This is a genomic window from Zoogloea sp. 1C4, from assembly GCF_009469605.1.
GTDB lineage: Bacteria > Pseudomonadota > Gammaproteobacteria > Burkholderiales > Rhodocyclaceae > Zoogloea > Zoogloea oryzae.
The window spans coordinates 264,871-288,260 of sequence record NZ_SSXU01000004.1; the positions used below are offsets into that span (position 1 = coordinate 264,871).

A 23,390-nucleotide genomic window follows, 5' to 3' on the forward strand; every position below is an offset into this window, starting at 1 on the left:
CCAGCATCGAACGCCGCCCTCGAAGGAAGACCATGCCAGTCCCGTTCGTGCCACCCCGCCCGGTCCGTATCGTCGGTGTCGGCTCCTGCCTCGGCGCGCCGATCTTCGGCCCCGCCGCCGGCCCCCGCGCCCTGCGCGACTACGGCATCGAATCCCGGCTCGTGCAGCGGGGCATCCTCGCCCGCTGGGAGACGCTGCTCGAACCCTCCGCCCCCAAGCCGCCCCACCCGCCGATGCACGAACGCCTCGGCACCGTGAGCCACCTGCTCCACGATCTGGCCGACATCACCGCCGCGATCCGCGCCGATGACGCCATTCCGCTGGTGCTCGGCGGCGACCACGTGATCGGTGCCGGCACCTGGCGCGGCGTGGCCCGCCAGCTCGCCCCCCGCGGCAAGCTCGGCCTGATCTGGGTGGACGCCCACCTCGACGCCCACACCCCCCAGACCACCCACTCCGGCAACATCCACGGCATGCCCCTGGCGGCCCTGCTGGGCATCGGCGACGAGACGCTCACCGGCCTGCCCGGCCCGCACCTCGACCCGGCCCACGTGGTGATCGTCGGCGCCCGCTCGTGGGAGCCCGAAGAGCCCAAGCTCCTCGAAAAACTCGGCGTGAAGATCTTCTACATGCCCGAAGTGCGCGCCCGGGGCCTCGCCGCGGTGATGTGCGACGCCATGACCATCGCCCGCGAAGGCACCGCCGGCTTCGGCGTGTCGGTCGATCTGGACTCGATGGACTGCGCCAAGCTGCCCGCCACCACCTGCCTCGAACCCGACGGCCTCGACCCGCAGGAGCTGGTGGACACCCTCCACGGCCTGCGCAGCTGCGCCGATTTCGTCGGCCTCGAGATCGTCGAGTACGTGCCCGAACGCGACCGGGGCGACAGCGGCGCCCGCTGGGTGGTCGAGCTCGCCGCCGCCGCGCTGGGCCCCACCACCGCCCAGCTGCGCTACCGGGAAGACACCTTCGGCGCCCGCAACTACGCGCCGCTGCCGGTGGTATTCAGCCGCGGCGAAGGCCCGTGGCTGTGGGACGTGGAAGGCCGCCGCTACCTCGACATGATGAGCGCCTACTCGGCGGTGAGCTTCGGCCACAGCCACCCGCGGCTGGTACGCGCCCTCACCGAGCAGGCCGGCCGCCTCGCACTCACCTCCCGCGCCTACTCCAACGACCGCCTGCCCCTGATGCTCGAACGCCTGTCGGCGCTGCTCGGCTACGACCAGGCGCTGCCGGTCAATACCGGCGTCGAGGCCGTCGAAACCGCCATCAAGGCCGCCCGCAAATGGGCCCACACCATCAAGGGCGTGCCCGAAGGCCAGGCCGAGATCATCGTCTGCGCCGGCAACTTCCACGGCCGCACCACCACCGTGGTCGGCTTCTCGTCCGAAGCCCAGTACCGCACCGGCTTCGGCCCCTTCGCGCCGGGCTTCAAGACGATTCCCTTCGGCGACGCCGACGCGCTGGAAACCGCCATCGGCCCCAACACCGCCGCCTTCCTGTTCGAACCGATCCAGGGCGAAGGCGGCATCAACATCCCGCCCGCCGGCTGGCTCACCCGCTGCGCCGAGATCTGCCGCACCCGCAACGTGCTGCTCATCGCCGACGAAGTGCAGACCGGCCTCGGCCGCACCGGCAAGCTGCTGGCGGTCGACCATGAAGGCATCCGGCCGGATGGCGTGATCCTCGGCAAGGCCCTCGGTGGCGGCCTGCTGCCCATCTCCGCCTTCCTCGCCGACGAGCGCCTGATGCAGGTCTTCCGCCCCGGCGACCACGGCTCCACCTTCGGCGGCAACCCGCTCGCCGCCGCCGTCGCCAGCGAAGCCCTGGCCCTACTGGCCGACGAGAAGCTCGCCGAGCGCGCGGCCCGCCTGGGCGCCCTCTTCCTCACCCGCCTGCAGGCCATCGACAACCCATTGATCCGCGAAGTGCGCGGCCGCGGCCTGCTCATCGGCATGGAGCTCGACGTCACCCGCGTCACCGCCCGCACCGCCGCCGAATGGCTGCTCGCCCGCGGCCTGATGACCAAGGACACCCACGACAGCGTGCTGCGCTTCGCCCCGCCGCTGATCATCGACGAAGCCACCCTGATGAAGGCCGCCGAAGTGGTCGGCGACGCCCTCGGCGACCTCGCCCGCCGCACCACCTGATACAAAGCCATGAGCGAAAAACTCGACCGACTCGTCCTCGAAGCCCGCCGCGCCGCCGACAAACGCGCCGAGGGCTACCGCGAAAAAGCCCTCAAGATCTACCCGTGGGTCTGCGGCCGCTGCGCCCGCAGCTTCACCCACGCCAACCTGCGCGAACTCACCGTCCACCACCGCGACCACAACCACGACAACAACCCGCCCGACGGCAGCAACTGGGAGCTTTTGTGCGTGTATTGCCACGACAACGAACACCAGCGCCAGCTGGAAGCCACCCAGGGCAGCGTCACGGGCAAGCAGCCCGGCAAGGCAGCGACGCATTCACCGTTTGCTGGGCTGGCGGGGTTGTTGAAGAAGGATTGAGGGGAATGCGGATCGCTAAGCAGGAAACCACGTAGGTCGGGTTAGCCCCTCGGGCGTAACCCGACAGCCCATGCTCGAGCCCTCGCCTCAGCGGCCTCCTGACGCCTTGCCCCGAACCGTAATCTGACAACTGCGGAGGAAGTGAGTCGGGTTACGCCCTGCGGGCTAACCCGACCTACCTGGCTGGGGCCAAGTCAGAGGGTTTCACGAACTGACCTTCTGTTCTCTGGCTCCCAGTAGCCTCCGCTGCCGTGATACGTCTCGGCATGAAGTGAGAACAACTCGCCACACGAGCTACAGCGGAAACGATGGCCAACAATGTCATCCCACTGCGCGCCTTCGGCAAGGGCCGCAAAGGTGACTTGCGAAATTGGGTCAGATTCGGGCACCTCACTGATGGTGCCGTCATCGCAGTTCTGCTTCGCGATTTGAATTGCTCGGCGCAAATCATTGGGCTGCCGAATTGCAAACCGCACGCAAAGGTCTTTGCACTTCTCACATGACATGGACTGGAGGCCTTTAACGTCGGAGCTCACCGGGCTGCGCGGACAGAAGGGCGTCAAACATGCCGAAAGCGAAAAGACAAAATCTTGTCATGGAGCAGACAGCTACCCGCGCGTCTGAGGCCACAGCGAACTCAGGTTGCCTGACGCTGGGGCCGTAAGGTGAAGATATTTCGACTAGCCATTTGTTATCAACCTCTCCGGAGAGGCGATCGTGGGTAGACGAAAACTGCAGGAAGCCAGCCTTGATAATTTCCTGGATGAGTGAAGAAAAACTTGCGTCAGGTTCAATGCTGTATTCAGCCTCCAATGGCCCACATTGATCATCTTGGGGACAGCAAGCCTGTCGATGCACGGTGATCTTCATAGGTTGCCTAATGTGTAGCAAATGACTGGCACCCAGGACGCGGGATTCTTCAAACCTGCAGCTCGTGACAAAGTGACCCATCGCTTTCCGCGTCGGGCCGGCGTCCATTCTTCTTGTGACGAAACACCTCACCCCGCGCGCCAACGACCAGCAATCGGCTTCGCGACGGCGCCAGCCGCTTATGCCAATCAAACCTATCGCCAACCAGCCCTCATGACAAGTTCTTCGTCGTGGTCGTGCTGGTCGCGTGGGGCGTGCCTCGTCTGTCGGGGGTATCGGCGGCGTCGGGTGTCGGACTGAAGTCCGACCTACAGGGTGGGTGGGCTGGCGGGATGCCCCGAAAGGCCGTCCAGCCCCGAGGCGCGGCCTTCGGGGCCTCCGGTTTTTCCCGGTTGCCTCCAGAAAAATTGCTGGGCAGCAATTTTTAAATCCCTCGACAGGCCAGGTTAATCCGAATTTTGCAGGGGCTAAACGCAAACCTGCAATTTATTAATCCCGAATCCACCCAGCTTTTTTCCGATTCGTTCGAGAGTCACGTCGAATCGAGAAGAATAAATTGCTCCGGGGAATTAATTAATCCGATTTTTTTCGCAGCCCCGGCCCGGCGCAGCAATTTTTTAATTGCTTCGAGCAATTAATTATCTGGCTGGCGGATTCAAGCTGGCGCTTTTCGGGAAAAAGCTGCAGGGCTGCGGAGTCAAGCCTGCCCGCCCGGGGATCGGGTTGGGAGGGGCCGGGGACAAGCTGGCGGGATTTCATCCAGACCTGGAACATCTCGCCATTTTTCTGGCGCGTTCTGGCGTCCGGCTGCGGGTTTTTCGGGATAAATGCGGGCGGCGTGCCGGGCATGACAGCCCTGCCGCCTGAGGTGGGCGGCGCCCTCTTCCTCGCCACCCCCAACCGGCGTAACATCCGCCCCCCGCTCTCCCCACGCCAGTCCATGAATGCCGCTCCCGCCCGCGCCTGCGGAATCGACTTCGGAACCTCCAACTCCACCGTCGGCTGGCTGCGGCCGGGCGCACAGACGCTGCTGACCCTCGAGGATGGCAAGCCCACGCTGCCGTCGGCGGTGTTCTTCAATGCCGACGAGGAATCCACCCACTTCGGGCGCGATGCGCTGGCCGAGTACCTGGAAGGCTACGAGGGCCGGCTGATGCGGGCACTCAAGAGCCTGCTGGGCAGCAAGCTGATGGAGGGCAGCACCGAGGTGGGCGGCCGCGCCCTGCCCTTCAAGGATCTGCTGGCGAGCTTCATCGGCGAGCTCAAGCGCCGGGCCGAGGCCCAGGCGGGCCGTGGTTTCGAGCAGGCGGTGTTCGGCCGGCCGGTGTTCTTTGTGGATGGCGACCCGAGCGCCGACCAGCGCGCCGAGGACACCCTCGCCGCCATCGCCCGGCAGGTGGGGTTCAAGGAGGTGAGCTTCCAGTTCGAGCCCATCGGCGCGGCGCGGCACTACGAGGCGGGGCTGGACCGGGAGGAGCTGGTACTGATCGCCGACATCGGCGGCGGCACGGCGGATTTCTCGCTGGTGCGCCTGTCGCCCGAGCGGGCCCGCCACGTGGATCGCAAGGACGATCTGCTGGGCAACGCCGGCCTGCACGTGGGCGGCACGGACTTTGACCGGGCCCTGTCGCTGGAATGCGTGATGCCGCTGCTGGGCTACCGGGGCCTGATGAAGAGCGGCGCCGAGGTGCCGTCGGGGCTGTTCTTCCAGCTGGCCACCTGGCACACCATCAACTTTGCCTACACCCGCCAGGCCTTTGCCGATTTCCAGCAGATCTACCGGGACGCCGCTGCCCGCCGTGAGCTCGATCGTCTGGCCCGGCTGATCGGCCAGCGGGAGGGCCACTGGCTGGCCCTGCAGGTCGAGCAGGCGAAGATCGACCTGTCCACCGCCAACACCACCCGGCTGCACCTGGACAGGCTCGAAGCGGGCCTCGTCCACGACATCACCGCAGAGGCCTTTTCGGCTGCCACGCGCACGCTGGTGGAACGGGTTGCGGCCACGGTGGCCGAGCTGCTGGATCAGGCCGGCGTCGCACGGGATCGGGTGGATACGCTGTATTTCACCGGCGGGGCGAGCGGCGTGCCGCAGCTCCGGGCGCGCATTGCGGCCGAGTTGCCGGCCGCGCGCAGCGTGGAGGGCGATCTGTTCGGGAGCATCGGCGCCGGCCTCGCGGTGGAGGCGGCCCGGCGTTACGGCTGAGGCAGGGGTTCGCTCGTCCGCTCCATCACGAAATCGGCAAAGCGGCGGAGCAGGCTGGTCGCGGCGTGGGTTTCGGTGACGGCTGCGGTCAGCGCGTCCGGATTGGCGCCGCCCTGGCGCAGGCGGCTTGAGAGCTGGGCGATGTAGCACTTCATCGCCACCGTGTCGAACTCCGGGTGGAACTGCACGCCCCAGGCCGCCTCGCCAAAACGGAAGGCGTGATGGGGCTCGAAATCGCTCGAGGCCAGGCACTGGGCGCCCGGCGGCAGGCCGCGGGCGGTCTGGCTGTGCACCACATGGGCGGGAAAGGTGTCGGGCAGATCGGCGAACAGCGGGTCGTGCCGCGCGGCGTCGGACTTGCGGACGCAGACGGTGCCGATCTCCATGCCTTGCGGATGCCAGTCGGCCTCGCCACCCAGCGCATGGGCCAGCAGCTGGTGGCCGTAGCAGATGCCCAGCACCGGCAGGCCTTCGGCCACCCGACCGGCGAGCCAGCGGGCGGTGGCTTCGCTCCAGGCCTCGCGGTCGGTGACCATCGAGGGCGAACCGGTGAGCACCGCGGCCGCCACCTCACCCGCCGCCGGCAGGGCTTCGCCCTTGCGTGGGTCGACCACCCGCACCGGCACATCGCCCAGCCCGGACGAGATCCAGCTTTCGAAGTCGCCCTCGCGGTTGGCGAGGACCGGGGTGTAATCGCCCAGCTTAACGATGAGCAGCGGTGGCACGGCAACAGGCTCCGGTTGTTTGGGATGATTCTCGGATATCCAACGCGCGAGCACCGTTAAGTGTTGAACGGCGCTGGGTGTTAAATCGGCATCTGATGCAAAAAAGTTCAGCGCGCTCGCGTCGGGCGTCGCCGAGGTGTGCGGTGAGGAAGGCCCATCGCGGCACGAACGGGCGCTTCCATCCCGGATTCCGAATCACCGCCCCCTGTAGGTCGGACTTCAGTCCGACAGCACGGATTAAGCTCGCCAGCGCTTGTCGGACTGAAGTCCGACCTACAGGACGAGGCTGGGGGCGCTGCAGAAAAAAAAGGGGCCGTCCTAGGACGACCCCGATCCCTCGACAGGAACCCGCCCCGAAAGACGAGTCTCCCTCCCCATCGAACGAAAGCGTTTTCTCGCCTCGCCGGGCTGGAGCGGCCCGGCGAGGCGGCGAATCGATTACTCGAACTCGATGATGACTTCGTCCACCGCCAGGCTGGCGCCGCCGGCGGCAACGATCTTCTTGACCTTGCAGTCCTGCTCGGCCTTGAGGATGTTTTCCATCTTCATGGCTTCGATGACCGCCAGCTTCTCGCCGGCCTTCACTTCCTGACCAACCTGCACGGACACTTCGCGCAACAGGCCCGGCATCGGGGACAGCAGGAACTTGGACAGGTCGGGCGGCAGCTTCTCGGGCATCAGGGACAGCAGTTCGGCGGCACGGGCGCTCATGACCATGAAGTCGGCGCGGGTGCCCCAGTGGAACAGGCTGTACTTGGTCTTGTGGCGCTCCACCTGAAGGGTGAAGGGCTCGCCGTTGCAGGTGCCGTTGAAGAGCGATTCGCCGAGCTTCCAGCTGGACTTGAGCTCGTAGCTCTTGCCCTTGTATTCCACGTGGTAGCCGCCATCGATGGGCTTGGCGACGACCGGGTGGTGCTCGTTGCCTTCCTTGTTCAGGCGGATGACCATCCAGTCTTCGCTGACGATGCGCTCGTGGCCCTGGAGCTGGCCGGAGATCGAGGCGGAACGGTCGGTGAAGGCGCGGTAGACGTAGGCGGCCACCGAGACCAGCAGCGCCGGATCATCGTGGGGCACCATCGAGGCGTCGAAGCCGGTCGGGTAGTGCTTGGGGATGAAGCCGGTGTCGAAGATGCCCGAGTGGAAGACCGGGTGCTGCATCAGCGCGGCCTGGAACGGGATGTTCGACGAGATGCCACGGATCACGAAGCCGTTGAGGGCGTCGCGCATGCGGTCGATGGCCTGGGCGCGGGTCGGGGCGTGCACGATGAGCTTGGCGATCATCGAGTCGTAGAACATGGAGATCTCGCCACCGTCGTACACACCGGTGTCGACACGGGTGGTGCCCTTGTCGTCGGTGGTCTCCTTCGGCGGCAGGAACTTCACCAGACGGCCGGTGGAGGGCAGGAAGCCGCGGAACGGGTCTTCGGCGTTGATCCGGCATTCCATCGACCAGCCGTTGATCTTCACGTCGGCCTGGGCGAGGGGCAGCTTTTCGCCGTAGGCAACGCGGATCATCTGCTCGACGAGGTCGAGGCCGGTGATGAGTTCGGTGACCGGGTGTTCCACCTGGAGACGGGTGTTCATCTCGAGGAAGTAGAACTCCTTGGTCGCGCCAGACACCACGAATTCGACGGTACCCGCGGATTCGTAGTTGACCGCACGGGCCAGGGCCACGGCCTGCTCGCCCATGGCCTTGCGCATCTCGGCGTCGACGAAGGGGCTCGGTGCCTCTTCGATGACCTTCTGGTGACGGCGCTGGATGGAGCAGTCACGTTCGTTGAGATACACGTAGTTGCCGTGGGAGTCGCCCAGCACCTGGATTTCGATGTGGCGCGGCTCGAGCACGTACTTCTCGATGAAGACGCGGTCGTCGCCGAAGGAGTTGCGGGCTTCATTGACGCAGGAGGAGAAGCCTTCGTGGGCTTCGGCGTCGTTGTAGGCAACACGCAGACCCTTGCCGCCGCCGCCAGCGGAGGCCTTGATCATCACCGGATAGCCGATCTTCCTGGCGATCTCGACGGCTTCGTCGGGGCCGGCGATGGCATCGTTGTAGCCGGGAATGGTGTTCACACCGGCTTCGATGGCGAGCTTCTTGGACTCGATCTTGTCGCCCATCTTGGCGATGGAGTAGTGCTTCGGACCGATGAACTTGATGCCTTCTTCTTCAAGACGGCGGGAGAACTCGGCGTTCTCGGACAGGAAGCCGTAGCCGGGGTGAACCGCCTGGGCACCGGTCTGCTTGCAGGCGGCGATGATCTTGTCGGCGACCAGGTAGGACTCTTTCGAGGCGGCCGGGCCGATGCAGACGGCTTCGTCGGCCAGCTCGACGAACAGGGCGTCCTTGTCGGCCTCGGAGTACACGGCGACAGTGGCGATGCCCATCTTGCGGGCGGTCTTGATGACGCGGCAGGCGATTTCGCCGCGGTTTGCAATCAGGATCTTGGTAAACATGTTCTTGGCGTCCTCGGCGATCACAGCGGAATGTTGCCGTGCTTGCGCCACGGGTTGTCGAGCTGCTTGTCCTTGAGCATGGCCAGCGAGCGGGCGATACGCTTGCGGGTGGCGTGCGGCATGATGACGTCGTCGATGAAGCCACGGGCGCCGGCCACGAACGGGTTGGCGAACTTGGCCTTGTACTCGGCTTCACGCTCGGCGAGCTTGGCGGGGTCGTTCTTCTCTTCGCGGAAGATGATCTCCACCGCGCCCTTCGGGCCCATCACCGCGATCTCGGCGGACGGCCAGGCGAGGTTCACGTCGCCGCGCAGGTGCTTGGAGGACATCACGTCATAGGCGCCGCCGTAGGCCTTGCGGGTGATGACGGTAACCTTCGGCACGGTGCATTCGGCGTACGCGTAGAGCAGCTTGGCGCCGTGCTTGATGATGCCGCCGTATTCCTGGGCGGTACCCGGCATGAAGCCCGGCACATCGACGAAGGTGACGACGGGGATGTTGAAGGCGTCGCAGAAGCGCACGAATCGGGCAGCCTTGATCGCGGACTTGATGTCCAGACAGCCGGCGAGGACCAGCGGCTGGTTGGCGACGATGCCGACCGGCGAACCATCGATGCGGCCAAAGCCGATGATGATGTTCTTGGCGTAGTCGGGCTGCAGCTCGAAGAAGTCGCTGTCGTCGACAACCTTGACGATCAGCTCCTTCATGTCGTACGGCTTGTTGGCGTTGTCCGGCACCAGGGTGTCGAGGGAGTAGTCGAAGCGGTCGGCCGGGTCGTTGGTCGGCGTGACGGGCGGCTGCTCGCGGTTGTTGGCCGGCAGGAAGTTCATGAAACGACGCAGCATCGAGAGGGCCTCGACGTCGTTCTCGAAGGCCAGGTCGGCCACACCGGACTTGGTGGTGTGGGTGACGGCGCCGCCGAGCTCTTCAGCGGTCACGTCTTCGTGGGTCACGGTCTTCACGACTTCCGGACCGGTCACGAACATGTAAGACGAATCCTTCACCATGAAGATGAAGTCGGTCATCGACGGCGAATACACCGCGCCACCGGCACAGGGGCCCATGATCATGGAGATCTGCGGCACGACGCCGGAGGCCATCACGTTGCGCTGGAACACGTCGGCGTAGCCGCCGAGGGAGGCCACGCCTTCCTGGATGCGGGCGCCGCCCGAGTCGTTGAGGCCGATCACCGGGGCACCGACCTTCATGGCCTGGTCCATGACCTTGCAGATCTTCTCGGCGTGGGTTTCGGACAGGGAGCCACCAAACACGGTGAAATCCTGGGAGAACACGAACACCAGGCGGCCGTTGATGGTGCCGTAACCGACGACGACACCGTCACCCGGGGTCTTTTCGGCCTGATCCATGCCGAAATCGACGCAGCGGTGCTCCTTGAACATGTCCCATTCCTCGAAGGAATCCGGGTCGAGGAGCAGTTCGATACGTTCGCGGGCAGTCAGCTTGCCTTTCTTGTGCTGGCTGTCGATACGCTTCTGGCCGCCACCAAGGCGGGCCGCTTCGCGCTTCTTTTCCAGCTGGTGGATGATGTCGTGCATTTACAGCCTCCAGTCAATGATTCGGGTGTGTTCTTTTCAGCCCAGATGGCCGAGCAGCCGGGCTGCGGCTGCGGAAGGCGTGGTCTGGCCGGCCTCGACGGCCGCCTGCAAGCCGGGCAGATCCTGTTGAACCGCGGCGTGGCCTGCAAACCGGGCCCGCAGGCCCTGGTCAATGAGTTCCCACATCCACGCCCGGGCCTGTTGGCGCCGGCGCGCGTCGAACTCGCCGCTCCGTTTCATGGTGGAGCGGTAATCCTCAATGGTATTCCAGAATTCAGCGACGCCCTGCTTCTGCAACGCAGAAAGCATGAGCACCGGCGGCGTCCAGTTGGGCGACGAATGGCGGAGCATCCCCAGCGCGCTCTTGATCTGCGAGCGGGCCACGTTGGCGGCCTGGGGGTTGATGTCGGCCTTGTTGATGACGATCAGGTCGGCGATCTCCATGATCCCCTTCTTGATCGCCTGCAGGTCGTCGCCGGCGTTGGGGAGCTGGAGCAGGCAGAAGATGTCGGCCATGCCGGCCACGGCGGTCTCGGACTGGCCGACGCCGACGGTCTCGATGATGATGACGTCGAAGCCGGCGGCCTCGCACACCAGCATCGCCTCACGGGTCTTTTCGGCCACGCCGCCCAGGCTGCCGGCCGACGGGCTGGGGCGGATGAAGGCGCCGGTGTTCTGCGAGAGGAGTTCCATCCGGGTCTTGTCGCCCAGGATGGAGCCGCCGGTGACGCTGGAGGACGGATCGACCGCCAGCACCGCCACCTTGTGGCCCTGCTCGATGAGGTACAGGCCGAGGGCCTCGATGAAGGTGGATTTGCCGACGCCCGGCACCCCGGAGATGCCGATGCGCATCGAGTTGCCGGTGTGGGGCAGCAGGCCTTCGAGCACGCTGCGGGCCCGCGCCTTGTGGTCCGGGCGCTGGGATTCGATCAGGGTGATCGTCTTGGCGAGCGGACGCAGCTGATGCTTGAGCACGCCGTCGACCAGGGCCTGATCGATGGCGTCACGCTGCGGAATGTCGGCAGGCATGTTCATGGAAGACATCAATGACGCGCACGCCGGCTTTCGCCGGCGCGCTGTTCCTCACGGGTAGGCTCAGGCCTTGCGGGCTGCGCGGATCTGCTTCAGCACTTCGCGGGCGGCGGTCGGGATCGGCGTGCCGGGCCCGAAGATGCCGGCCGCACCGGCCTTGTAGAGCGCGTCGTAGTCCTGGGCCGGGATCACGCCACCGACGAAGGTGATGATGTCGTCGGCGCCCTGATCCTTGAGGGCCTTGATGACGGCCGGCACCAGCGTCTTGTGGCCGGCGGCGAGGCTGGAGCAGCCCACCGCATGCACGTCGTTCTCGACGGCGTGACGGGCGGCTTCTTCCGGAGTCTGGAAGAGCGGGCCGATGTCGATGTCGAAGCCCAGGTCGGCGAAGGCCGAGGCCACCACCTTGGCGCCGCGGTCGTGACCGTCCTGGCCGAGCTTGGCGATCATGATGCGCGGACGGCGGCCTTCTTCGGCCACGAAGGCGTCGATGTCGGCCTTGAGGGCCTGCCAGTCTTCGTTGCCTTCGACCACCGAGTTGTAGATGCCGGAAACGGCCTGCGGGTTGGCGCGGTAGCGGCCGAAGACGACTTCCAGCGCGTCGGAGATCTCGCCGACGGTGGCGCGCAGGCGCACGGCCTTGACGGCCAGATCCAGCAGGTTGCCTTCGCCGGTCTTAGCGCATTCGGTGAGGGCGGCCAGGGCCGCGTCGACGGCAGCCTGATCGCGGGTGGCGCGGATGCGGGCCAGGCGCTCGATCTGGGCCTCGCGCACGACGTGGTTGTCGATGTCGAGAATGTCGATCGGATCTTCCTTGGCGAGCTTGTACTTGTTGACGCCGACGATGACGTCCTTGCCGGAGTCGATGCGGGCCTGCTTTTCGGCGGCGCACTCTTCGACCTTCATCTTGGCCCAGCCGGATTCGACGGCTTTGGTCATGCCGCCCATGGCTTCGATCTCTTCGATCAGCGCCCAGGCCTTGTCGGCCATGTCCTGGGTGAGCTTTTCCATCATGTAGGAGCCGGCCCACGGGTCGACCACGTTACAGATGTGGGTCTCTTCCTGGATGATGATCTGGGTGTTGCGGGCGATGCGGGCCGAGAACTCGGTGGGCAGCGCGATGGCTTCGTCGAGGGCGTTGGTGTGCAGCGACTGGGTACCGCCGAACACCGCAGCCATGGCCTCGATGGTGGTGCGCACGACGTTGTTGTACGGGTCCTGCTCGGTGAGCGACCAGCCGGAGGTCTGGCTATGGGTGCGCAGCATCATGGACTTCTGGCTCTTCGGCTCGAACTGCTTCATGAGACGCCACCACAGCATGCGCGCGGCGCGCATCTTGGCGATCTCGAGGTAGAAGTTCATGCCCACCGCCCAGAAGAAGGACAGACGGCCGGCGAAGGTGTCCACATCCATGCCGGACTTGATGCCGGTGCGCACGTATTCGACGCCGTCGGCGAGGGTGAAGGCCAGTTCGATGGCCTGGTTCGCGCCCGCTTCCTGGATGTGGTAGCCCGAGATCGAGATGCTGTTGAACTTGGGCATGTGGGTCGACGTGTAATTGAAGATATCGGCGATGATCTTCATCGACGGCGTCGGCGGGTAGATGTAGGTGTTGCGGACCATGAACTCCTTGAGGATGTCGTTCTGGATGGTCCCGGACAGCTTGTCCTGCGAGACGCCCTGCTCTTCGGCGGCCACGATGTAGCCGGCGAGGATCGGCAGCACGGCGCCGTTCATGGTCATGGAGACGGAGATCTTGTCGAGGGGGATCTCGTTGAAGAGGATCTTCATGTCCTCGACGGAGTCGATGGCCACGCCGGCCTTGCCGACGTCACCCACCACGCGGGGGTTATCGGAGTCGTAGCCGCGGTGGGTAGCCAGGTCGAAGGCCACCGACACGCCCTGACCGCCGGCGGCGAGCGCCTTGCGGTAGAAGGCGTTGGATTCCTCGGCGGTGGAGAAGCCGGCGTACTGGCGGATGGTCCAGGGGCGGGCGGCGTACATGGTGGCCTGGGGGCCGCGCAGGAAGGGCTCGAAACCCGGCAGGGTGTTGGCGTACTTGAGGCCTTCGAGATCGGCCGCAGTGTACAGCGGCTTGACCGTGATGCCTTCCGGCGTCACCCAGTTCAGCTTGGCGACATCGCCTTCAGGCGCCGACTTGGCGGCAGCCTTGTTCCAGGCGGCCAGATCGGGTTGGGGGAAGGTCGGTTCGTTGTTGTTCGCCATGGTTCTACCCTCGCTAGTGCGGGCCGCGGAAGCAGCCTCTTTTCTGTCCTGAAGACGTGTCGCCCGTTGCGGCCGACCCGGTCGATGCGCCGGACTCGTCTGCAAACCGGGACGCCAGTACCGGCCGTGGTCCCAGACCACGGCCGGCTGCCGTGCCCTGCGCGGGCAGTTTTCTCCCTCCCTCTGTTTTTCGAGCGTCGATGGCCGAGGCCACCGGGCTGCAACAAGGTTTACTTCCCGCGCAGGAACTTGACTTGCTATCCACGGGATAATACTTTATCCATAATTATGGATGCAATACCCGAAACCACCTCATCCACCCACAACTCCACATCCTCCATGAACGCCGGCCGCATCGCCCCCCTCGCCCTCTACCAGGAAGTCGCCGAACGCCTGCGCCAGCGCATCTTTGCCCACGAACTCCCCCCTGGCACCTGGGTCGATGAGCAGGCCCTCGCAGCCGACTACGGCATCTCCCGCACGCCGCTGCGCGAAGCCCTCAAGGTGCTTGCCGCCGAGGGTCTGGTGACGCTCAAGCCGCGCCGCGGCTGCTACGTCACAGAAATTTCCGAGCGCGATCTGGACGAGATTTTCACCGTGCTGTCGCTCCTCGAAGGGCAGTGTGCTGCCGACACCACCCACAAGGCCACCGAGGAAGACCTCGCCCGCCTGCGCAGCATCCACGACGACCTGGAGCGCGCCGCCGCCGACAAGGATATCGACGGTTTCTTCGAGGCCAACCAGACCTTCCACCAGGAAGTCCAGCTGATCGCCGACAACCGCTGGCTGACCCAGACCATCACCGATCTGCGCAAGGTCATCAAGCTGTCGCGGCACCACTCGCTGTTCAGCGAGGGCCGGCTGGAACAATCCCTGGCCGAGCACCGGCTCATCCTCGAGGCCCTTGGCCGCCGCGACGCCACCGGCATCGAACGGGCGATGCGCGACCACATCTCCAGCGGCCGCCGGGCGCTGGCCAAGATCGCGTCCCGCAAGGAAAGCACGGCCTGAAGCAACCCGCGGCGCCAGAAAGACAAAACCCCCGTCCGGTCGCCCGGCGGGGGTTTTTGTTTGACCATGCGCCCCGAAGGGCGCATCGGGATCAGTGGCTGCTGGCTTCAGCAGCACCAAAACCGGTCTGGGCACGCACGTACTGGTCTTCAAACGCAGCACGCTCAGCCTGGGCTTCGGCGCTGTTGTCGAGCTTGGACACGATGAACGTGATCAGGAAGGCCAGGGGCATGGAGAACAGGGCCGGCTGGTCGTACGGGAACAGCGCCTGGGCGTTGCCTAGCACGGTGACCCACACGGATTTGGAGAACACCACCAGCAGCACCGCCGCCACGAGGCCGGCGTAACCGCCCGCAATCGCGCCACGGGTGGTCAGACCCCGCCAGTACATGGAGAGGATCAGCACCGGGAAGTTGGCGGAAGCAGCGATACCGAAGGCCAGGGCCACCATGAACGCCACGTTCATCTTCTCGAAGGCGATGCCGAGGACGATGGCCACGAGGCCCAGGCCGACGGACGCAAAACGGGACACGCGCAGCTCTTCGGTCTCGGTCGCCTTGCCCTTGCGGATCACGCGGGCGTAGATGTCATGGGAGATGGCAGCCGCACCGGCCAGCGCCAGACCGGACACCACGGCCAGGATGGTCGCGAAGGCCACGGCCGACAGGAAGCCCAGCAGCAGGTTGCCACCCACGGCCTTGGCCAGGTGCATGGCGATCATGTTGCCGCCGCCGACGATCTTGCCGCCGATCTTGCCACCTTCGAAGAACTCGGGGTTCTGGCCGACGATGATGATGGCCGCGAAGCCCATCAGCAGGATGACGTTGAAGAAGTAGGCCACGAAACCGGACGCGTAGAGCACCGACTTGCGGGCTTCCTTGGCGTTGGTCACGGTGAAGAAGCGCATCAGGATGTGCGGCAGGCCGGCGGTACCGAACATCAGGCCAAGGCCCAGCGACAGGGCGGTGACCGGATCCGGCAGCAGCGAGCCCGGGAACAGCAGCTTTTCGCCCAGCGAGTGCAGCGAGATCGCCTGGCTCATCATGTTCTCGAAGCTGAAGCCGAACTGGGACATGGCCAGCACCATCACCAGCGTGCCGCCGGCGAGGAGCATGCAGGCCTTGATGATCTGCACCCAGGTGGTGGCAACCATGCCGCCGAAGGTCACGTACACCATCATCAGCGCGCCAACGACGAACAGGGCGATGTTGTAGTCCAGACCGAACAGCAGCTTGATCAACTGACCGGCACCGACCATCTGCGCCACCAGGTAGAAACACACCACGGTCAGCGAGGACACCGCCGCCATCGTGCGCACCTTGCCCTGGTTGAGGCGGTAGGAGGTGATATCGGCGAAGGTGAACTTGCCGAGGTTACGCAGGCGCTCGGCCATCAGGAACAGGATGATGGGCCAGCCGGCGAAGAAGGCGATCATGTAGATGTAGCCATCGACGCCCTTGGTGTAGACCAGCGCGGTGAGGCCCAGCAGGGTCGCGGCCGACATGTAGTCGCCGGCGATCGCGAGGCCGTTCTGGAAGCCGGTGATGCCGCCGCCCGCGGTGTAGAAGTCGGACGCCGACTTGGTGCGGCCAGCCGCCCAGTAGGTGATGCCGAGGGTCATCGAGACGAACAGCACGAACATCCCGATGGCGTGCAGGTTGAGCGGCTGCTTTTCGGTGGCGGAGATCGCGTCACCGGCGAAAGACAGGGCCGGCGCGAGGAGCGCCAGCAGCGCGAGATTCAGACGGGCCAGCATTACTTCACCTCCTTGGATGCATCACGGATGACTTCGGCGGTGATCTCGTCGAACTCGCCATTGGCGCGCTTCACGTAGACCGCGGTCAGCACCCAGAAGAAGATGAACATGAACAGCTCGAAGGCGATCCCGACGGTGAGGTAGGAACCTTCGGACAGACGCTTGCCGATCACTTGCGGCTGGAAGGCCACGACCATGAAGAAGCCGTAGAAGATCGTCAGGACGATCACGGACAGGATGGTGGCAAAGCCCTGGCGCTTGGACACCAGTTCGGCAAAGCGCGGGTTGCGTCTGATGCGTGCGTAAACCGCACTCTGAGACGAGGTGCTCGACATGATTTCCCTCCCTATGGAAATGCATTGAATGCGGCGCGATCTGCCTGTTGGACCCAAACGGCGATCAGAGCGAATATTTTTTATGGATGCTTCTCGCAGGGCGAAGCCGCGCCAATACAACGCCCAGCCGGATGATATAACATACAGAAGACTCCATACCACGCCGTATGGAAATATTTTTGCACCGCATCAAATAATTTTATCGACCCCAGCCGACGGAACCGCCCACCCATGCCCGGAGAAATCCTCTTCTGCCAGGATGCTGGCATCGCCACCCTGACCCTCTCCAACCCGGACAAGCTCAACGCCGTCGATGCCGGCATGTGGCGCGGCCTGCAGCGCCGCATGAGCGAACTCAACGCCGACCCCGACCTGCGCTGCGTGGTGCTGCGCGGCGCCGGCGACAAGGCCTTCGCGGCCGGCGGCGACATCGAGGAGTTCCTGGTCGTGCGCGCCACCGTGGACGACGCCCTGCACTATCACGAGGAACTCGTGGCCGCCGCCCTCGACGCCATCCGCGCCTGCCCGGTGCCCACCGTGGCGATGATCCAGGGCGCCTGCATCGGCGGCGGCGTGGAGATCGCCGGCTGCTGCGATATCCGCATCGCCGGCGAATCGAGCCGCTTCGGCGCGCCGATCAACAAGCTGGGCTTTTCGATGTATCCGGGCGAGATGGCCGGCCTGCTGGAACTCGTCGGCCCCGCGGTGCTGCTCGAGATCCTGCTCGAAGGCCGCATCCTCAACGCCCGCGAAGCCCTCGCCAAGGGCCTGCTGACCCGGGTGGTGGACGACGAAGAGGTCGAGAAGGAAGCCCTCGCCACCGCCGGCCGCATCGTGAGGGGCGCACCGCTGGTCGCCCGCTGGCACAAGCAATGGGTGCATCGCCTGATGAAAGGCACGCCCCTCACAGCCGAAGAAAAGCGCGCCGCCTTCGATTTTCTGGCCACCGACGACTACAAGGAAGGCCTGGACGCCTTCCTGGGCAAACGTTCGCCGGTGTTCAAGGGGCGCTGAAGCCCCTCGTCAGCCCGCCTGCCAGCGGGCGAGCAGCGCGGCCCGGTGGGGCACCAGCTGTTTCACCGCCACATCGAGCACCGGGCCGGTGAGGGTGTGGCCGGAGCACTCCGCGGCCAGCACCACGTCGGTTTCGCCCACCGCCACCCGCAGCGGGCCCTGGGCCTGTTGCAGGCGCGTCTGGCGATGGGACGCATCCAGAAAAATGTGGCCGTTGGTGAGGTTGAGCTTGCCCTCGATCTGGGTCGGCTTGCCGTTCGACAGCAGCGCATCCACCCGGCAGCCCACCAGCCGGTATTCATTGACGAGGGCCAGGGCCTGGCTGCGCAGGTAGGCCGCCTGGTCCGCCTCTCCGGCCGGCAGGCGCGCGGCGGCGCGGGCGGCCAGGGTTGCCACCTCGGCGTCGGTGAGATGGGGCGCGGCCTCGACGATGCGCGCCGGCTCGATGCGGGCGACCGCCCTCGCCACGGCGTCGAGCCGGTGGTGGTGCTTGACGACCCGCACCTCGGCCTTGGCCAGCTGCTTGCCGGCGATCACCGGCAGGCCCTGGATCACCGTCGGGCCCAGCAGTTCGGCCAGCTTCTGGCAAAGCCGCGCGTGGTCGAGGGCGGCCACGGATGCGGGGACGGCCAGTTCGAGATCGAACTGGAGCTGGAGGCGGACATTGGCTGCGGACATGGAACCACCCGAACGGTATAGGTCGGAAGGTTCACGGACAGAAACCCGCCCACTTTAGGCGTTCAGCTCCCCAGCACGGTGTGCAGCATCTTGGCCGACAGCAGCACCAGCACGCCGGCGAAGATCTTCTTCAGCGTGGCCACCGGCAGCTTGTGGGCCAGCCGGGCGCCGACGGGCGCGGTGAGGCTGGAGAGCAGGCTCAGGAGCACCAGCGCCGGCAGGTAGACGAAACCCACCGACCACTCGGGCAGGCCCTGCACCGACCAGCCATTGATCAGATAACCCAGCGCGCCGGCCAGGGCGATCGGCAGGCCGATGGCGGCCGAGGTGCCGATGGCGTTGTGCACCTTCACGTTGCACCAGGTCATGAAGGGTACAGACAGGGAGCCGCCACCGATCGCCACCAGCGACGAGATCGCGCCGATCACGCCGCCCACGCCGATCAGCCCGGCGGTGCCCGGCAGCTCGCGGGTGGGCTTGGGTTTCACGTTGAGGATCATCTGCACCGCCACGTAGGCGGTGAAGCACGCAAAAAAGATCGCCAGCGGCTTCGTGGGCGCCTGGGACGCGACGAAGGTGCCGGCAAAGGTGCCCGCCAGCACACCCGGGGCGATGCCCTTGACGATGTCCCAGCGCACCGCGCCGTGGGCGTGGTGGGCGCGCAGGCTGGATATCGAGGTGACCACGATGCCGGCCATCGAGGTACCCAGCGCCAGATGCACCATGTGCTCCTTCGGAAAACCCTGGGCGGCGAACAGCGTGGTGAGCATCGGCACCATGATCGCGCCCCCGCCCACGCCGAGCAGCCCGGCGAAGAAGCCGACGAAGGCCCCGAGGGCGAGATAGGCGGCCAGCCATTCGATACCGATGTTCATTTCCAGTCCTGAAGATCCATTGCGCCGAGCAGTTGCCCGACGATGAAGCGCCATTCGGCCGGCTCGACCGGCGTGATCGACAGCCGGTTGCCGCGGGCGAGGACGCGCATGTTCTCCAGTTCCGGGTGGCTGCGCAATTCGGGCAAACCCACGAGCCGGGTCTTGCGCACAAAAGCGACGTCCACGTGCAGCCAGCGGGGGCTTTCGGGCGTGGATTTAGGGTCGAAATACTTGCTGGCCGGGTCGAACTGGGTGGCGTCCGGGTAGGCGCTGCTCGCCACCTTCGCGATGCCGGCAACGCCCGGCTCGGCGCAGCCGGAGTGATAGAACAGCACCCCGTCGCCCACCTGCATGCCGTCACGCATGAAGTTGCGCGCCTGGTAGTTGCGCACGCCATACCAGGGCACGGTCTGGCCGGGGCGCTGGGCCAGGTCGTCGATGGAGACGTCGTCGGGTTCGGATTTCATCAGCCAGTAGCGCATCGGGGGCTCCTTGTTGGACATGGGCGCCCCGGCACGATCGACAGGGGCAACCTGCGACGTTTTCGCCGAATTCGCCCCGCGACACAAGCGGGATGTCCGCGCCCGCCGCCGAACCGCCTCCGCACGGCTATGATGTCGGGGCATTCCCGATCAATCCCGGCTAGCCTGCCCACCCGACCCACGAGCGAGGCCTCCGCCATGCCATCCGCCCTCCTGCGCCCCAACCCGCTTTCCTGCAGCCTGATCCGCCTTGTGCTGGCGATCTGCGCGGCGCTGATGCTGATCCTCGCCCCCGGCGCCCAGGCCGCCCGACAGGCCACGCCGCCGCCGGCCGCACCCGCGCCTGCTCCGGCACCGGCCGCCGACGCCCCGGCGGTCGAAGAGGCCGACCTGATCCTGATGAACCGCACGATCGTACGCTTTCGCGCCAAGTTCCTCGGCGCATCGCCCCGTCAGCGGGCCGAGCGGGGGCAGGCGACGATCAGCGCGATCCTCGAACGGGCCACCAGCGACGACGTGGTCGTGCAGCCCAACGCGGTGGGCAACATCCTCCTGATCGACGGCCAGCTGGCCTTCGTGCTCACCCCCGACGACACCGACAAGCTCGCCGGCGAGACCCTCGCCGCCCTCACCGACAAGACCGTCGCCGTGCTGCGCACCGTGGTCGCCGAATCCCGCGAGAGCCGCGACAGCCGAAGCCTGGCCGAGGGGCTGGCGGTATCGGCCGGAGCGACGCTGGTGTTCATCACCCTGCTCTACCTGCTCGGCCGGCTGCAGGCGTGGATCACCCGACGCCTCGCCGCCGCCATCGACGCCCGGGCCGAGCGGCTCAAGCTGGGCGGCACCGAGCTGATCCGCCGCGACCGCATCCTCGCCGCCGTGGGCTGGCTCTCGCGGGCGCTGTTCTGGCTGCTTGCGGCCCTGCTCGCCTACACCTGGCTGGCCCGCATCCTGGCGCGCTTTCCGTACACCCGGGCGTGGGGCGAGAACCTCGACGACTACCTGCTGGGCGTGCTGGGCAGGCTCGGGGTCGGCATCCTGCAGACCCTGCCCAACCTGCTCATCGCGCTGCTGATGTTCCTGGTCGCCCGGGCGGTGGTGGGTCTGCTCAAGCCGGTGTTCGACCACGCGGCCGGCAACAACACCGGCCTCGGCTGGCTCGACAAGGACACGGTGGAGCCGACCCGCAAGATCACCAACATCCTGATCTGGATCTTCGCGCTGGTGATGGCCTACCCCTACCTGCCCGGCGCCCAGACCGAGGCCTTCAAGGGCATGTCGGTGCTGATCGGCCTGATGGTGTCGCTGGGCGCGTCGAGCATCGTGGGCCAGGGCGCCGCCGGGCTCATTCTGATGTACTCGCGCACCCTGCGCACTGGCGAATACGTGCGCATCGGCGACCACGAAGGCACCGTCGTCGCCATCAGCCTGTTCAACACCCGCCTGCGCACCGGCCGCGGCGCCGAGATCACCCTGCCCAACTCGCTGATCGTCGGCAACGCCACCCGCAACTATTCGCGCACCCAGGGCGGGCGCGGCTTCATGCTCGACACCACCGTCACCATCGGCTACGACACCCCCTGGCGGCAGGTCGAGGCGATGCTCATCGAAGCCGCCCGACGCACCCCCGGCATCTCCGCCGACCCCGCCCCGCGCATCTTCCAGACCGCCCTGTCGGATTTCTACCCCGAATACTGCCTGGTGGTGCACGCCACGCCGGTCGGCGCCGAGCCGCGGGCGCAGCTGCTGTCGCGACTCCACGCCAACATCCAGGATGTCTTCAACGAATACGGCGTGCAGATCATGTCGCCCCACTACATCGCCGATCCGGCAACAGAAAAACGCGTTGCGCCCGATAACTGGTATGCACCGCCCGCGCGCAGGCCCGACCCGGCCTGAGCCGCGGGTTATCATCCATCGTCGTCTGCCCCGGAGCCACGCCATGAGCATCACCCCCGAACGTCGCAAGAACCTCTCCCTGCGCGAACTGGTCGACAAGGCCTACCTCATCATCGAGCCCTTCTTCGACCCGACCAACGCCTGGAACGGCCAGACCCTCGAGCACCTGGCCTACCGGGTGGTGCGTGACCAGCTCCCCGACATTCCGCCCGAGGACGTCCAGATCATCGTCTCCGCCTCCACCCGCATCTACCGCGCCAAGCACCCGGGCGCCTGACCGCCCCGCCCGGCGGGCCCCACTGCCCGCCCCACGCCCCCATCGCCATCCGTCGTGACCCGCTTCTATCCCCTCCTGTTCGTCCTGCTGTGGAGCACCGGCTTCATCGGCGCCAAGTACGGCCTGCCCTACGCCGAGCCCATCACCTTCCTGTGCGTGCGCTACGGGCTGGTGATCGGGCTGATGGGCCTCGTCGCCCTCGCCACCCGCGCCCCGTGGCCGGCAGCGCCCCGCCAGTGGCTGCACATCGGCATCACCGGCCTGCTGGTCCATGCGCTCTACCTGGGCGGCGTGTTCTCGGCCATCCACCAGGGCCTGCCGGCGGGGATCACCTCGCTGGTGGTCGGGCTGCAGCCGCTCCTCACCGCCCTCGGCGCCGGGCTGTTGCTGGGCGAGCGCGTGCTGCCGCGCCAGTGGGCCGGGCTGGTGCTGGGCTTTGGCGGCGTCGGGCTGGTGGTGTCGAGCAAGGTGGTGGCGGTGGCCGGTGGCAACGGGCTGCAGGCGATGCTCGTCCCGGCGCTGCTGGCACTGGCCGGCATCACCGCCGGCACCCTCTACCAGAAGCGCTTCTGCCCCAGCTTCGACCTGCGCACCGGCGCGGTGATCCAGTTCGTGCCCTGCCTTGTGGTGAGCAGCCTGTTTGCCGCCAGCACCGAGACCATGGTGATCGACTGGTCCGGCCAGTTCGTCTTTGCGCTGCTGTGGCTGGTGCTGGTGCTGTCGGTGGGCGCCATCAGCCTACTCAACCTGCTGATCCGCAGCGGCAGCGCGGTCAATGTGGCGAGCCTGTTCTACCTCACCCCGCCCACCACCGCGCTCATCGCCTGGGCGGCCTTCGGCGAGACCCTCACCGGCCTCGCGCTGGTGGGCATGGGCATCACCGTGTTCGGCGTCTGGCTGGCCCGCAAATGAGCGCACCCGCTGCCTCGGCCACCGTCGCCACACGCATCCTGGGCATCGACCCGGGCCTGCGCCACACCGGCTTCGGCGTCATCGACACCCTCGGCAGCCAGCTGCGCTACGTGGCCAGTGGCGTCATCAAGAGCGGCGAAGGCAGCCTGCCCGAGCGCCTCAAGGTGATCCTCGACGGGGTGCGCCAGGTCATCACCACCTACCAGCCCGACCAGGTGGCGGTGGAGATCGTCTTCGTGAACGTCAATCCACAATCCACCCTGCTGCTGGGCCAGGCCCGGGGCGCGGCGATCTGCGGCGCGGTATCCCACGACCTGCCGGTGGCCGAATACACCGCGCTGCAGGTCAAGCAGGCGGTGGTCGGCCACGGCAAGGCCGCCAAGGAGCAGGTGTGCCACATGGTCGAGCGTCTGCTGGCCCTCGAGGCGAGCCCCTCGCCAGACGCCGCCGACGCGCTGGCCTGCGCCATCTGTCATGCCCACGGCAGCACCGGTCTGGCCGCGCTGGCCGGCGTGGGCACCCGCAAACGGGGCGGCCGGCTGACCCGCTGAACATCACGGCCGCGCCGTGGCGAAACA

The 23,390-nt window shown here is 66.3% G+C and carries 20 protein-coding genes; 9 read left to right on the forward strand and 11 right to left on the reverse strand.

Annotated features, from left to right (window positions below):
• Positions 1 to 32: 32 nt before the first annotated feature.
• Both rocD and GH681_RS07175 read left to right on the forward strand, forming a co-directional pair.
• A complete protein-coding gene (gene rocD / locus GH681_RS24035; RefSeq protein WP_153160786.1) occupies positions 33 to 2,150 on the forward strand; it encodes an ornithine--oxo-acid transaminase in 2,118 nt (705 codons plus the stop codon).
• 9 nt (positions 2,151 to 2,159) lie between these two features.
• The gene (locus tag GH681_RS07175) at positions 2,160 to 2,510 is read left to right on the forward strand and encodes a YajD family HNH nuclease (RefSeq protein ID WP_153160787.1); all 351 of its coding nucleotides are present in this window, start codon (positions 2,160 to 2,162) and stop codon (positions 2,508 to 2,510) included.
• Between the two features lie 1,443 nt (positions 2,511 to 3,953).
• Here GH681_RS07175 and GH681_RS07180 read toward each other — a convergent pair.
• Entirely contained in the window at positions 3,954 to 4,229 is a 276-nt protein-coding gene (locus GH681_RS07180; protein ID WP_153160788.1) for a hypothetical protein, read from the reverse strand.
• 91 nt (positions 4,230 to 4,320) lie between these two features.
• Between GH681_RS07180 and GH681_RS07185 the strand changes: the two genes are divergently transcribed.
• Positions 4,321 to 5,583, forward strand: coding sequence for an Hsp70 family protein (locus tag GH681_RS07185; RefSeq protein WP_153160843.1), 1,263 nt, complete (start codon positions 4,321 to 4,323; stop codon positions 5,581 to 5,583).
• On the opposite strand, the gene GH681_RS07190 is transcribed toward GH681_RS07185, so the two are convergent.
• The 5 genes from GH681_RS07190 to scpA all read right to left on the reverse strand — a co-directional run bounded on the left by GH681_RS07190 (position 5,574) and on the right by scpA (position 13,573).
• Positions 5,574 to 6,308 (reverse strand): glutamine amidotransferase, encoded by a 735-nt coding sequence (locus tag GH681_RS07190; RefSeq protein WP_153160789.1) that lies wholly within the window; start codon positions 6,306 to 6,308, stop codon positions 5,574 to 5,576. The two genes, GH681_RS07185 and GH681_RS07190, sit on opposite strands and share 10 nt — an antisense overlap.
• Positions 6,309 to 6,746: 438 nt before the next feature.
• The gene (locus GH681_RS07195) at positions 6,747 to 8,759 is read right to left on the reverse strand and encodes an acetyl/propionyl/methylcrotonyl-CoA carboxylase subunit alpha (protein ID WP_153160790.1); all 2,013 of its coding nucleotides are present in this window, start codon (positions 8,757 to 8,759) and stop codon (positions 6,747 to 6,749) included.
• 20 nt (positions 8,760 to 8,779) lie between these two features.
• A complete protein-coding gene (locus tag GH681_RS07200; protein WP_153160791.1) occupies positions 8,780 to 10,315 on the reverse strand; it encodes an acyl-CoA carboxylase subunit beta in 1,536 nt (511 codons plus the stop codon).
• A gap of 36 nt (positions 10,316 to 10,351) precedes the next feature.
• A complete protein-coding gene (gene meaB, locus GH681_RS07205) occupies positions 10,352 to 11,350 on the reverse strand; it encodes a methylmalonyl Co-A mutase-associated GTPase MeaB (protein WP_228111807.1) in 999 nt (332 codons plus the stop codon).
• Positions 11,351 to 11,410: 60 nt separating this feature from the next.
• Positions 11,411 to 13,573, reverse strand: coding sequence for a methylmalonyl-CoA mutase (scpA, locus tag GH681_RS07210; protein ID WP_153160793.1), 2,163 nt, complete (start codon positions 13,571 to 13,573; stop codon positions 11,411 to 11,413).
• A 339-nt stretch (positions 13,574 to 13,912) separates the two neighbouring features.
• Here scpA and GH681_RS07215 point away from each other — a divergent pair, with 339 nt between their 5' ends.
• Positions 13,913 to 14,584 (forward strand): GntR family transcriptional regulator, encoded by a 672-nt coding sequence (locus GH681_RS07215; RefSeq protein WP_153160794.1) that lies wholly within the window; start codon positions 13,913 to 13,915, stop codon positions 14,582 to 14,584.
• A gap of 91 nt (positions 14,585 to 14,675) precedes the next feature.
• On the opposite strand, the gene GH681_RS07220 is transcribed toward GH681_RS07215, so the two are convergent.
• Together GH681_RS07220 and GH681_RS07225 are read right to left on the reverse strand one after the other, a co-directional pair.
• Complete coding sequence (locus GH681_RS07220; protein WP_153160795.1) at positions 14,676 to 16,340, reverse strand: cation acetate symporter; 1,665 nt, start codon at positions 16,338 to 16,340, stop codon at positions 14,676 to 14,678.
• Positions 16,340 to 16,675 (reverse strand): DUF485 domain-containing protein, encoded by a 336-nt coding sequence (locus tag GH681_RS07225; protein WP_153160796.1) that lies wholly within the window; start codon positions 16,673 to 16,675, stop codon positions 16,340 to 16,342. The genes GH681_RS07220 and GH681_RS07225 overlap by 1 nt, the downstream gene beginning before the upstream one ends.
• 231 nt (positions 16,676 to 16,906) lie before the next feature.
• Here GH681_RS07225 and GH681_RS07230 point away from each other — a divergent pair, with 231 nt between their 5' ends.
• Positions 16,907 to 17,689: an enoyl-CoA hydratase/isomerase family protein gene (locus GH681_RS07230; RefSeq protein WP_153160797.1), complete on the forward strand. Its 783-nt coding sequence runs from the start codon at positions 16,907 to 16,909 to the stop codon at positions 17,687 to 17,689.
• A 9-nt stretch (positions 17,690 to 17,698) separates the two neighbouring features.
• Here GH681_RS07230 and GH681_RS07235 read toward each other — a convergent pair whose 3' ends face one another.
• The 3 genes from GH681_RS07235 to GH681_RS07245 all read right to left on the reverse strand — a co-directional run bounded on the left by GH681_RS07235 (position 17,699) and on the right by GH681_RS07245 (position 19,745).
• On the reverse strand, positions 17,699 to 18,367 hold the full coding sequence (locus GH681_RS07235; protein ID WP_153160798.1) for a hypothetical protein: 669 nt from the start codon (positions 18,365 to 18,367) through the stop codon (positions 17,699 to 17,701).
• Between the two features lie 62 nt (positions 18,368 to 18,429).
• Entirely contained in the window at positions 18,430 to 19,242 is an 813-nt protein-coding gene (locus tag GH681_RS07240) for a sulfite exporter TauE/SafE family protein (RefSeq protein ID WP_153160799.1), read from the reverse strand.
• Positions 19,239 to 19,745: an EVE domain-containing protein gene (locus GH681_RS07245; protein WP_228111808.1), complete on the reverse strand. Its 507-nt coding sequence runs from the start codon at positions 19,743 to 19,745 to the stop codon at positions 19,239 to 19,241. Before GH681_RS07245 ends, GH681_RS07240 begins: the two co-directional genes overlap by 4 nt.
• Positions 19,746 to 19,922: 177 nt before the next feature.
• Here GH681_RS07245 and GH681_RS07250 point away from each other — a divergent pair, with 177 nt between their 5' ends.
• Genes GH681_RS07250 through ruvC form a run of 4 tightly spaced genes read left to right on the forward strand, consistent with a single transcriptional unit; the run spans position 19,923 to position 23,363 of the window.
• On the forward strand, positions 19,923 to 21,623 hold the full coding sequence (locus GH681_RS07250; RefSeq protein WP_153160800.1) for a mechanosensitive ion channel family protein: 1,701 nt from the start codon (positions 19,923 to 19,925) through the stop codon (positions 21,621 to 21,623).
• Positions 21,624 to 21,666: 43 nt separating this feature from the next.
• The gene (locus tag GH681_RS07255; protein WP_153160801.1) at positions 21,667 to 21,900 is read left to right on the forward strand and encodes a hypothetical protein; all 234 of its coding nucleotides are present in this window, start codon (positions 21,667 to 21,669) and stop codon (positions 21,898 to 21,900) included.
• Between the two features lie 54 nt (positions 21,901 to 21,954).
• On the forward strand, positions 21,955 to 22,812 hold the full coding sequence (locus GH681_RS07260) for a DMT family transporter (RefSeq protein ID WP_153160802.1): 858 nt from the start codon (positions 21,955 to 21,957) through the stop codon (positions 22,810 to 22,812).
• Positions 22,809 to 23,363 (forward strand): crossover junction endodeoxyribonuclease RuvC, encoded by a 555-nt coding sequence (gene ruvC / locus GH681_RS07265; protein WP_153160803.1) that lies wholly within the window; start codon positions 22,809 to 22,811, stop codon positions 23,361 to 23,363. Before GH681_RS07260 ends, ruvC begins: the two co-directional genes overlap by 4 nt.
• Positions 23,364 to 23,390: the final 27 nt, after the last annotated feature.

Bases quoted from the DNA above. Each gene is read 5' to 3' on its own strand.
- rocD (WP_153160786.1), top strand. From the start codon at position 33: ATGCCAGTCCCGTTCGTGCCACCCCGCCCGGTCCGTATCGTCGGTGTC.
- GH681_RS07175 (WP_153160787.1), top strand. From the start codon at position 2,160: ATGAGCGAAAAACTCGACCGACTCGTCCTCGAAGCCCGCCGCGCCGCC.
- GH681_RS07180 (WP_153160788.1), bottom strand. From the start codon at position 4,229: ATGCCCGGCACGCCGCCCGCATTTATCCCGAAAAACCCGCAGCCGGAC.
- GH681_RS07185 (WP_153160843.1), top strand. From the start codon at position 4,321: ATGAATGCCGCTCCCGCCCGCGCCTGCGGAATCGACTTCGGAACCTCC.
- GH681_RS07195 (WP_153160790.1), bottom strand. From the start codon at position 8,759: ATGTTTACCAAGATCCTGATTGCAAACCGCGGCGAAATCGCCTGCCGC.
- GH681_RS07200 (WP_153160791.1), bottom strand. From the start codon at position 10,315: ATGCACGACATCATCCACCAGCTGGAAAAGAAGCGCGAAGCGGCCCGC.
- meaB (WP_228111807.1), bottom strand. From the start codon at position 11,350: ATGAACATGCCTGCCGACATTCCGCAGCGTGACGCCATCGATCAGGCC.
- scpA (WP_153160793.1), bottom strand. From the start codon at position 13,573: ATGGCGAACAACAACGAACCGACCTTCCCCCAACCCGATCTGGCCGCC.
- GH681_RS07215 (WP_153160794.1), top strand. From the start codon at position 13,913: ATGAACGCCGGCCGCATCGCCCCCCTCGCCCTCTACCAGGAAGTCGCC.
- GH681_RS07220 (WP_153160795.1), bottom strand. From the start codon at position 16,340: ATGCTGGCCCGTCTGAATCTCGCGCTGCTGGCGCTCCTCGCGCCGGCC.
- GH681_RS07225 (WP_153160796.1), bottom strand. From the start codon at position 16,675: ATGTCGAGCACCTCGTCTCAGAGTGCGGTTTACGCACGCATCAGACGC.
- GH681_RS07230 (WP_153160797.1), top strand. From the start codon at position 16,907: ATGCCCGGAGAAATCCTCTTCTGCCAGGATGCTGGCATCGCCACCCTG.
- GH681_RS07235 (WP_153160798.1), bottom strand. From the start codon at position 18,367: ATGTCCGCAGCCAATGTCCGCCTCCAGCTCCAGTTCGATCTCGAACTG.
- GH681_RS07240 (WP_153160799.1), bottom strand. From the start codon at position 19,242: ATGAACATCGGTATCGAATGGCTGGCCGCCTATCTCGCCCTCGGGGCC.
- GH681_RS07245 (WP_228111808.1), bottom strand. From the start codon at position 19,745: ATGTCCAACAAGGAGCCCCCGATGCGCTACTGGCTGATGAAATCCGAA.
- GH681_RS07250 (WP_153160800.1), top strand. From the start codon at position 19,923: ATGCCATCCGCCCTCCTGCGCCCCAACCCGCTTTCCTGCAGCCTGATC.
- GH681_RS07255 (WP_153160801.1), top strand. From the start codon at position 21,667: ATGAGCATCACCCCCGAACGTCGCAAGAACCTCTCCCTGCGCGAACTG.
- ruvC (WP_153160803.1), top strand. From the start codon at position 22,809: ATGAGCGCACCCGCTGCCTCGGCCACCGTCGCCACACGCATCCTGGGC.